At 71.2% G+C, this 10,001-nt stretch carries 8 protein-coding genes and 1 pseudogene; 6 read left to right on the forward strand and 3 right to left on the reverse strand.

Annotated elements, in window-relative coordinates; translation table 11 throughout:
- The first annotated feature begins 133 nt into the window (after positions 1–133).
- A complete protein-coding gene (locus ACIQZO_RS22050) occupies positions 134–673 on the forward strand; it encodes a GNAT family N-acetyltransferase (protein ID WP_403628486.1) in 540 nt (179 codons plus the stop codon).
- Here ACIQZO_RS22050 and ACIQZO_RS22055 read toward each other — a convergent pair whose 3' ends face one another.
- Together ACIQZO_RS22055 and ACIQZO_RS22060 are read right to left on the reverse strand one after the other, a co-directional pair.
- Positions 674–2,704, reverse strand: a complete 2,031-nt coding sequence (locus tag ACIQZO_RS22055) for a phosphocholine-specific phospholipase C (RefSeq protein WP_403628488.1) — start codon at positions 2,702–2,704, stop codon at positions 674–676.
- Between the two features lie 119 nt (positions 2,705–2,823).
- Positions 2,824–3,837, reverse strand: coding sequence for an NADP-dependent oxidoreductase (locus tag ACIQZO_RS22060; RefSeq protein ID WP_403628490.1), 1,014 nt, complete (start codon positions 3,835–3,837; stop codon positions 2,824–2,826).
- A gap of 101 nt (positions 3,838–3,938) precedes the next feature.
- On the opposite strand from ACIQZO_RS22060, the pseudogene ACIQZO_RS22065 reads away from it, so the two are divergent.
- From ACIQZO_RS22065 to ACIQZO_RS22080, 4 genes and pseudogenes are all read left to right on the forward strand, one after another.
- A pseudogene (locus ACIQZO_RS22065) lies at positions 3,939–4,835 on the forward strand (LysR family transcriptional regulator).
- 260 nt (positions 4,836–5,095) lie between these two features.
- Positions 5,096–5,224 carry a hypothetical protein gene (locus ACIQZO_RS22070; RefSeq protein ID WP_257789859.1) on the forward strand — a complete coding sequence of 43 codons (129 nt, stop codon included), beginning with the start codon at positions 5,096–5,098 and terminating at the stop codon, positions 5,222–5,224.
- 101 nt (positions 5,225–5,325) lie between these two features.
- Positions 5,326–6,366, forward strand: a complete 1,041-nt coding sequence (locus ACIQZO_RS22075) for a 3-isopropylmalate dehydrogenase (protein WP_403628492.1) — start codon at positions 5,326–5,328, stop codon at positions 6,364–6,366.
- A gap of 225 nt (positions 6,367–6,591) precedes the next feature.
- A complete protein-coding gene (locus ACIQZO_RS22080) occupies positions 6,592–7,677 on the forward strand; it encodes a branched-chain amino acid aminotransferase (protein ID WP_052872307.1) in 1,086 nt (361 codons plus the stop codon).
- 73 nt (positions 7,678–7,750) lie between these two features.
- On the opposite strand, the gene ACIQZO_RS22085 is transcribed toward ACIQZO_RS22080, so the two are convergent.
- Positions 7,751–9,178 (reverse strand): cytosine permease, encoded by a 1,428-nt coding sequence (locus ACIQZO_RS22085; protein ID WP_403628494.1) that lies wholly within the window; start codon positions 9,176–9,178, stop codon positions 7,751–7,753.
- Between the two features lie 152 nt (positions 9,179–9,330).
- Between ACIQZO_RS22085 and ureA the strand changes: the two genes are divergently transcribed.
- The coding region (gene ureA, locus ACIQZO_RS22090; protein WP_403628496.1) for an urease subunit gamma at positions 9,331–10,001 on the forward strand (671 nt) is incomplete at its 3' end.

Raw genomic sequence — 10,001 nt, forward strand, 5'->3', positions numbered from 1 at the left:
CGGCGTTCGGCGTCCGCAATGCGGTCCCGGTCCTTGGTACGTTCGCGGGATGAGCGACGGGGACGCGGCCCGGGACCTGTGTGCCCGGGAGCCCGGACCTCCGCACCTGGTACACCGACCGGCTGGAGCAGTGATGGACACGCGGACCGCGCACACCTCGGAGCTGACGGCCGACGAGCTCCGCGAGGTCCGGGAGCTCCTCGACGCGGCCTTCGGCGGGGACTTCGCCGACGAGGACTTCGAGCACGCCCTCGGCGGGATGCACGTCCTGGTCCGGGACGCGGGCGGGGACCTCGTCGCGCACGGCAGTGTGGTCATGCGACGGGTCGTCCACCGGGGCCGGGCGCTGCGGACCGGGTACGTCGAGGCCGTGGCCGCTCGGGCCGACGCGCGGCGGCGCGGCCTGGCCGGGCAGGTCATGGCGCGGCTGGAGCAGGTCGTCGAGCGGGCGTACGTGCTCGGCGCGCTGTCGGCCTCGCAGGACGGGGCGGCGCTCTACCTGGGGCGCGGCTGGCAGGTGTGGGGCGGGCGGATCGGCGCGCTCTCGCCGGACGGGCCCGTGCGGCTCCCCGAGGAGGAGGGGTCCACGTACGTGTGGGCGCCGCCCGGCGGGATCCTTCCGGACCCGGCCGGGCGGCTCGACTTCGACTGGCGCGACGGGGACGTGCTGTAGCTAGAACCCCGAGATGCTGGGGGCGCCCGACTCGATGTGGCCCGTGCAGCGGCGCGACCAGGTGCCGTCGGAGTCGGCCAGGATCGTGAAGTCGTACCAGCCGTTGCTGTAGGCCACGGCGTTGAAGTAGTCCTCGCGCGAGGAGTTCGCCGGGACCGTGTAGGTCCAGGGGCCGTCCGTGCGGTAGGCGTTCGAGCGGATCGTGAAGGTGACGGGGGAGCCGGAGACGTTCTTCATCCGGAAGTAGACCGCCGTCTTCCCGGTGCCCGGCTCGACCGCGAAGCGGGCCGCCACCTCGATGTCCTTGCCCGGCTTCGACGCGTCGCCGATGAAGCGGCGCAGGAAGCGGTTCGGCCCGTGCATGGAGATGTCGTACTTGCCCGAGCCGTGGCCGAGGCCGATGTTGAAGTAGTCGCTGCCGGTGGTGCCCGGGTCGACCGTGTACTGCCAGGCCGCCGTGTCCCGGTGCTGGTGCGGGTGGATCGAGAAGTGCGCCGCCCGCTTCGCCTCGGCGCCCTGGTTGGACATCGAGAACCAGGCCAGGATCTTGCCGGCCGCCCCGAACTCGAAGCGGTCCAGGTTGCCGTTCACCTGGTAGGGCAGGGCCCGCGCCGGACGGGTGCCGGGTTCCTGGGCGGGGAGGGCGTTGTCCTGCGGGGCCGGGTTGGGGAGCGGGCCGCAGGTCGACTGACCGATGACCTTGGCGGTGGACGGGAGGCCCTCGGGCACCCCGTGGACCGGGTGCGCGAAGTCGAAGACGCCCGTCAGGTCGCCGACCACCCTGCGGCGCCAGGCGCTGATGTTCGGGCAGGTGGCGGGGGTGCCGAGGGCGGCCGTCCACGTCTCCATGAACCGCAGGACGGACGTGTGGTCGAAGACCTCGGAGCTCACCCATCCGCCGCGGGTCCACGGGGACATCACGATCATCGGGACGCGGAAGCCGAGACCGATCGGCGTGCCGTCGATGTACTCGCCGGGGGTGCCGGGCGGGGCGACCGGCGGCGGGACGTGGTCGAAGAAGCCGTCGTTCTCGTCGTAGTTGAGGAAGAGGACCGTGGAGTCGAAGACCTCCGGGTTCGCGGCCAGCGCCCGGTGGACCAGGTCCACGAAGTGCGCGCCGTCGCCGGGCGGGGCGTAGGGGTGCTCCGAGAAGGCCTCGCTGGCCACGACCCAGGACACCTGGGGGAGGGTGCCCGCGACGGCATCGGCGCGTATCGCGGCCGCGATGTCGTCGGGGGTGGAGCCGGTGACCCGGGGCACCGAGCCCATGCCGCGGTCCCACAGCGGGTTGCCGGGGGCCGCGTCCGTGAACTTCTTGAAGTAGGCGAGCCCGTTGTCACCGTAGTTGTCCTGCGCGTTCTGGTAGACCTTCCAGGTCATCCCGGCCCGCTGGAGGGCCTCCGCGTACGTCTCCCAGGTCAGCCCGGACTCGTCGCCCCCGTCCTTGCTGGACGCGTCGACCTTGCCGCTCCACAGGAAGGTGCGGTTCGGGCCGGTCGCGCTGAGGGTGGAGCAGAAGTAGGCGTCGCAGATCGTGTAGTGGTCGGCGAGGGCGTAGTGGAAGGGGATGTCGCCCCGGTCCAGGTAGCCCAGGGTGCGGGTGTTGCCGACGCCGAGGACCCAGTTGTCCATCCGGCCCTTGTTCCAGGCGGCGTGCTGCGAGGTCCAGCTGTGCGGGAGGTCGCCGTTGCACTGGGCCAGTGTCTCGCTGTCCACGCCGCCCGCCGGCGGGGTGGCGGAGAGCTTCCACGGGTACTGGCGGCCGCCCCAGTTGGGCTGGTTGAACATGCCCCAGCCGCCCGGGATGTTGCCGGCGGCGCGGTCGGCGAAGCCGCGGACGCCCTTCAGCCTGCCGAAGTAGTGGTCGAAGCTGCGGTTCTCCTGCATCAGGATCACCACGTGTTTCACATCGGTGATGGTGCCGGTCGCCGCGGCCGCGGCCGCCGTGGTCGGCAGGGCCGCGGGCAGGGTGGCGCCCGCCACGAGCCCGGCGCCGATTCCCACGAAACCTCTGCGGCTGATCGGTGTCACTGGCCTCTCGCCTCCAACTCAAGTGCCCCGCTGGCACAACGACGGCAAGAGTGGCGGTGCCAGGGTCAAAGGTCTACATCCGTGCGGTAAGAGTTCGGTGAACATAGGGGTGGCTGGAATCAGCCATCGATCCGGACCAGCATCTTGCCCAGGTTGTCCCCTCGGAGCATGCCCAGAAATGCCTCCACCGTCCGGTCGAAGCCCTGGAAAACGGTGGTGTCGGTACCGATCCGGCCGCTGCGCAGATGAGGTACGAGGAACTCCTCCAGCTCCGCCTGCAGATTGGTGTGATTGCGAACCAATACCCCTTCCAGGCGGAGTGACTTGTGTACGACCTCGAAGAGGTTGCGGGGCGCGGCGGGCGAGCGGTCCCCGTTGTACATCGAGATCGCGCCGACCCGGGCGATCCTCCCGTACTCGCGCAGGGAGTCGATCGCCCCCTCCAGGTGGTCCCCGCCGACGTTGTCCACGTAGACGTCGATACCGTCCGAGGCGGCCTGCGCGAGCTGCTCGCCGACCGGGCCGTCGTGGTAGTCGAAGGCCGCGTCGAAGCCGAGTGCGCCGGTGAGGTGGCGGACCTTGGCCGCCGATCCGGCGCTGCCGATGATCCGCCGGGCGCCCATGAGCCGGGCGATGTGGCCGGTGGCCGTGCCGACCCCGCCCGCGGCCGCGGAGACGAAGAGGTCCTCTCCCTCGCGCAGCGCCGCCGTCCGGGTGAGGGCGGCGTACGCGGTCAGACCGGTGCCGCCGAGGTGGGAGAGGTACGCCTCCAGCGGAACGCCGTCGTGGTGGCGGAGCCTGCGCGTCCCGTCCACGCCGAGGGTGACCAGGGCGTGGGTCCGCCAGCCCGCGCGGTGGAAGACGAGGTCGCCCTCGCGCAGCCCCGGGTCGCGGGAGGCGAGCACCCGGCCCACCGAGCGTCCCTCCAGCGGGGTGTTCAGCTCGAATCCGCCCTCGCCGCCGTCCATCAGGCCGCGGTGGTAGGGGTCCACGGAGAGCAGGAGGTTCTCCACGAGCGCGGTGCCGGGCCCCGGCTCCGGGACGGGGGAGGACGCGTAGGTGAAGTCCGCGGCGGTCGGGAAGCCGGTGGGGCGGGCGATCTGGTGGACGGCGTGAGCGGTGTTCGTGGTCATGGACCCGACGCTAGGAAGGAATGGGAGGCCCGGGCAGGGGGTTGCGCTCATGGAAGCCGGACCTGCATGAATACCGCTCATGGAACGAGGTGGAAGCGCCCATGGCGGGAAACACTGCCGATCTGTTGCTGCCCCAGGAACTGCGGATCCTGGACGCCGTCGCCGACAGCGGCGGCTTCTCCCGCGCCGCCGTCGCGCTCGGCCTCACCCAGTAGGCCGTCTCCCACTCCGTGCGGGGCAGCGAGGCCAAGGTCGGCGCGGTGCTCTTCGACCGCGGCCGCGCCGGGGCCAGACCCACGCCGGCGGGGGAGCGGGCGGTCGCCCTCGGCCGCCGGATCCTGCGGATGTACGAGGTCCTCGGCGCGGAGGTGCGCGGCGCGGGCGCCGGGACGGGCCGTGACACGGTGGAGGGCGTGCTGCGTATCGCCGCCTTCCGCAGCGCCGCCCTGCACCTGCTGCCGCCCGCCCTGGAGCGGCTCGCGGCCCGGCACCCGGGCATCCGCCCCGAAGTCCGCGTGGTGCGCGAGATCGGCGCCGGCGCGGCGGGGGAAGTGGCGGCGGGCCGCGCCGACCTGGGCATCGCCACGCTGGGCGGGTCGCAGGACCCACTGCCCGGCCTGCTGACCGGCGTGCTCGCACGGGAGGCGTACCGGCTGGTCCACCCGGCCGGACACCCGGATCCGAAGGGGCTGCCGCTGATGGACTGGGACGAGAACTGCGGCTCCCGCACCCGCTCCTGGTGGCGGGCCCAGGACTGGATCCCGCGGGCCACGGTCAAGGCGGAGGACGATGCGATGGTGCTGACCATGGTCGGCCGCGGGCTCGGCATGGCGATCATGCCCGAGCTGTCGCTGAGGGAGGTCACCGAAACGGTGGACATCACCGATCTGGGCCCGGAGGGGCCGGTGAGGCAGGTGGGATACGTCACGACGCCGGAATCGGCGTCAACTCTCGCCGTAAGGGCGCTGATCAGGGAACTTCGCTCCGAGAGGGGCTGAAACGGACCCGCGGTGCAGGGCCTTTCGAGGGGCCTCGCGTCTCAGATAGTAGGAAGCCCGAGTATTTGCCGAGACATACAACGGGACCTGCCTTAGCTTTGTAGAAGCCGAACGTCTCGCCGATCCGGCGAATGGCGGTCGAGAGCGCGCGCCCCTGGCAGGCAACCCCTGCGGCGCACTGCTCCCCGCCTCTTCCGGCGCCTTGAAGGAACCCCTCATCCGTGGCTTCGCCACGCCGTGATCTCAAGGAGTCGATCACCATGACCGCTTCCACCGCCACCCGCCGCGTCCGCCACAGCTCCGCCTCGGCCGACGACCGCAAGAACGCCGCCGCCGCCCTGCAGCGAGCCCTCGACCGCCGTGACAACGGCGGCTCCACCGGCCACTGACCTGCGACGCCCGCGGGCATTCTGCGTCCACCGCGACCCACCTTGGTCCACATGGTGGACGCAGAATGTCTGAGGGCTGGGACACGGAGTACGGTTTCGTCATGTCGACCAGCATCAATCTCGCAGTGATCCCCGGTGATGGCATCGGCCAGGAAGTCGTGGCTCAGGGACTCAAGGTCCTTACCGCGGTCCTGCCCCAGGATGTGAAGCTGGAGACCAAGCCATACGATCTCGGGGCCCAGCGCTGGCACCGCACCGGTGAGACCCTCCCGGACGCGGAGCTCGAAGCCCTGAAGCACCACGACGCGATCCTGCTCGGCGCCATCGGCGACCCGTCGGTCCCGTCCGGTGTGCTGGAGCGCGGTCTGCTGCTGAAGCTCCGCTTCGCCTTCGACCACTTCATCAACCTGCGCCCGTCGAAGCTGTTCCCGAACACGGCCAGCCCGCTCGCCGGCCGTCCGGAGATCGACTTCGTCGTGGTCCGCGAGGGCACCGAGGGTCCGTACACCGGCAACGGCGGCAGCCTGCGCACCGGCACCCCCGCCGAGGTGGCCACCGAGGTCAGCATCAACACCGCGTACGGCGTCGAGCGCGTCGTCCGCGACGCGTACGAGCGGGCGAACGCCCGCCCCCGCAAGAAGCTGACGCTGGTCCACAAGAACAACGTCCTCGTGTACGCGGGCCACATGTGGAAGAACATCTTCGACAAGGTCGGCCAGGAGTACCCCGAGGTCACCACCGACTACCTGCACGTCGACGCCGCGACGATCTTCTTCGTCACCCAGCCCGAGCGCTTCGACGTCATCGTCACGGACAACCTCTTCGGTGACATCCTCACCGACTTGGCCGCCGCCGTGACCGGCGGAATCGGCCTGGCCGCCTCCGGGAACATCAACCCGACCGGCGCCTTCCCGTCCATGTTCGAGCCCGTCCACGGCTCGGCCCCGGACATCGCAGGCACCGGCAAGGCCGACCCGACCGCGACGATCCTCTCCGTCGCCCTCCTGCTGCGCCACCTCGGCCACGAGGCCGAGGCCGCCCGCATCGAGGACGCGGTCACCGCCGACCTCGCGGAGCGCGACGGAACCTTCCGCTCCACCGACGCGATCGGCGACGCCCTCGCCGCTCGAGTAGCCGGCTGACCCGGCAGCTCCACCTCAGGAAGCCGCCGGGTCACAATGGGACCCGGCGGCTTCTCCTGTGCGGCCCCGGGTGCCACCATCTCCCCTGGGCCGCACTCCCCGCTTCTCCGAAGCCTGCCTGCGCGCGATAATCGAACGCGAGGCCGCGGAATGCGGGGAAGCTCGGACGTCCTAGTACGCCGTGAGCGCGGTCCGCCATACACAACCGGTGAAGGACAAGCACTCATGACGACGCCCACGATCGAGCTCAAGCCCTCCTCGAACCCGCTGTCCGATGCGGAGCGCGAGGCGATCCTGGCCAGCCCCGGCTTCGGCCGCCACTTCACCGACCACATGGTGACGATCAAGTGGACCGAGGGTCGCGGCTGGCACGATGCCGAGCTGGTCCCGTACGCGCCGCTCGCCATCGACCCGGCGAACATGACACTGCACTACGCGCAGACGATCTTCGAGGGCCTCAAGGCCTACCGCCAGCCCGACGGCACCGTGGCCACCTTCCGCCCCGAGGCCAACGCCGCGCGCTTCCAGTCCTCCGCCCGCCGCATGGCCATGCCGGAGCTGCCGACCGAGCTCTTCATCGAGGCCTGCGACGCGCTGATCAAGCAGGACCGCGCCTGGGTGCCGGACTCCGGCGAGGCCTCGCTGTACCTGCGGCCGTTCATGTTCGCCTCCGAGGTCGGCCTCGGCGTCCGCCCGGCGAACGAGTTCCTCTTCATCGTCATCGCCTCGCCCGCCGGCGCGTACTTCCCCGGTGGCGTCAAGCCCGTCTCCGTCTGGCTCTCCGAGGACTACGTCCGCGCCGTCAAGGGCGGCACCGGCGCGGCCAAGACCGGTGGCAACTACGCGGCCTCGCTCGTCGCGCAGGCCCAGGCCGCCTCGCACGGCTGCGACCAGGTGGTCTGGCTCGACGCCGTCGAGCACCGCTGGATCGAGGAGATGGGCGGCATGAACCTGTACTTCGTGTACGGCGACCGCATCGTCACCCCGGAGCTCACCGGCTCGCTCCTCCCGGGCATCACCCGCGACTCCCTCCTCACCATCGCCCGCGACCTCGGCTACACCGCCGAGGAGGGCCGCCTGACCACAGAGGACTGGCAGCGCGACAACGCGAACGGCACCCTCACCGAGGTGTTCGCCTGCGGCACCGCCGCCGTCATCACCCCGGTCGGCTCGGTCAAGTCCGAGCGCGCCAACTGGACCCAGGGCGACGGCGAGCCGGGCCAGGTCACCATGCGCCTGCGCAAGGCGCTGCTGGAACTCCAGACCGGCCACAGCGCCGACACCCACGGCTGGATGCACCCGCTGGGCTAGTCCCCACGGCTCTGCGTACGCAGGCCCGCGCTCCGGAACTTCGGGGCGCGGGCCTGCGTACGTACGGGGGTGCTCAGGCGTTCGCCGGCTCCTCTGCGGTGGTGACCGCCGGTACCGGGGCGGGGGAGCGGCGCGCGGTGAGGGCGGCGTACACGAGTCCGCCCGTCAGGCCGGAGAGGACGAAGGAGCAGTCCACGCCGCCGGTGAGGGCGAGCAGCGGGCCCTCGTAGGAGGGGGTGGTCACGGCGAGCAGGCCGATGCCCGCGCCGATCGCCCAGGAGGCGGTCGCCGCGAAGTTCCAGCCGGAGCGGTACCAGTAGATCCCGCCCACCGAGCGGCGGTTGAAGACCTGGAGCGCGTCGGCGTCGTAGCGCCCGCGGCAGCGCACGTACCCGATCAGGGTGATCACGGCCCACGGGGTGCCGATCGCGGTCAGCACCAGCACGAACGAGGTCATCGCGGACTGCACGTCCCACTCGAAGGAGCCGATGAACACGAAGGCGGTGGCGACGGCCGCCGCGACCAGGGTGGCCGTGGTCCGGGTGGCCTTCGGCACGATCGCGTCGAGGTCCAGTCCCATCGAGTAGAGCATCAGCCCGGCGTTGCCGACCGAACCGGCCGCCGCGGCGGCGAGCAGCGGGACCAGGTACCAGAAGGGCGCGGCCTCGACCAGAGGACCGGCGTACTCGGCCCCGGCCCGGGCGGCGAGCGCCGTGTAGGTGCCGAACAGCTGAGGGATCAGCAGGCCGAGGAGCAGGCCGAAACCGGTGGCCCAGAGCACCTTGCGGGAGCTGTGCCGGCGCGGGGAGATGTAGCGGGTGTAGTCGCCGAGCAGGGTGATGAAGGCGACCGGGCCGCTGAGCCCGGCGGCGACGGCGGCGAGGATCCAGGTCGGCCAGAAGGAGCCGAGCAGATACGCGGTCTCCGGCGGGGCGGCGGCGGTGAAGTCCCCGGAGTACGCGAAGACGCCGATGGCCAGCAGGACCACCATGCCGATGGCCAGGATCTTGCTCAGGCGCAGCAGCAGCCGGTAGCCGAAGACGGCCGCGACGACCGTACAGGCGGCGAGGAGGCCGTACATCACGGCCCGCGAGACACCGGTGTCCGGCAGCCCGGTGAGGCGGGAGAGGGTGCCCACCATGACGTCGCCGCCGATCCACAGGGTGAGTGCCGTGTAGCCGAGGGAGAGCAGCAGTCCGACCACCGAGCCCACGAGCCGACCGCGGACTCCGAACTGCGCGCCGCTGGAGGTCGAGAGGTTGGTCGCGGTGCGCAGGGAGACGAGCGCCAGCGGCGCGGTGAAGGCGATGCCGACGAGCGTGCCGGTCACGATGGCGGTGACCGAGGGCCACAGCCCCAGTCCGAAGGACGGGGGGAGCCAGCCGAAGACGATCACACCGAGGCACAGGTTGGAACCGAGCAGGATCGAGATCAGGTCACGGGGACCGCTCGTCCGCTCCTCCTCGGGGATGGTGTCGACTCCGCGCTGTTCGATGGGCATGGGGGACTCCCTTGGCAGGGCGGGGATGGTTGCGCTTGTTTGAGCGACACTCAATGTGACTCAAAGGCTGCTCCAGGTCAATGATTCCCTGCAAGGAAATGAAGAGTTAGAGTGATGCTCTAACCCATCGACTCAAGAGGTGGTGGATCGGCGTGCGGCTGACCCCTACGGAGCGCGACCGGCTGCTGCTCCGCAGCGCTGCGGAGCTGGCCAGGGCCCGACGGGCCCGTGGCCTGAAACTAAATGTCCCGGAGGCCACCGCGCTGATCGCGGACACGGTCTGCGAGGCGGCGCGCGACGGCAAGCGGCTCGCGGAGGCCATCGAGGAGGCCCGCAGCGTGCTGGGGCCCGGCGATGTCCTGCCGGGCGTCGCCGACGTGGTCAGCGAGGTGCACGTGGAAGCCGTCTTCGACGACGGGTCCCGCCTCGCGGTGGTCTCGTCCCCCATCCAGGGCGCGGTCCCGCTCGGCGACGACGCCCCGGGCGCGGTCGTCCCGGGCCCGGGCGCTCCCCAGCCGGAGCCGGTCCTGCACCTGCGTGTCCGCAATACCGCCGCGGTGCCGGTGAGCGTGACCTCGCACTTCCACTTCTTCGAGGCGAATCCGCGGCTGGACTTCGACCGGGCCGCGGCCTACGGGATGCGGCTGTGCGTCCCCGCGGGCTCGTCCGTACGGTTCGACCCCCACGGCGAGGGCGAGGTAGGCCTCGTCCCCATCGGCGGCGACCGCATCGCGATCGGCTTCGCGGGGCTGGTGGACGGACCCCTGGACGCACCCGGAGCCAAGGGTGAGGCCCTGCGCCGCGCGGCGGCCTGCGGCTATCT

The organism is Streptomyces sp. NPDC097617, assembly GCF_044761485.1.
In the GTDB taxonomy this organism is placed as follows: Bacteria; Actinomycetota; Actinomycetes; order Streptomycetales; family Streptomycetaceae; genus Streptomyces.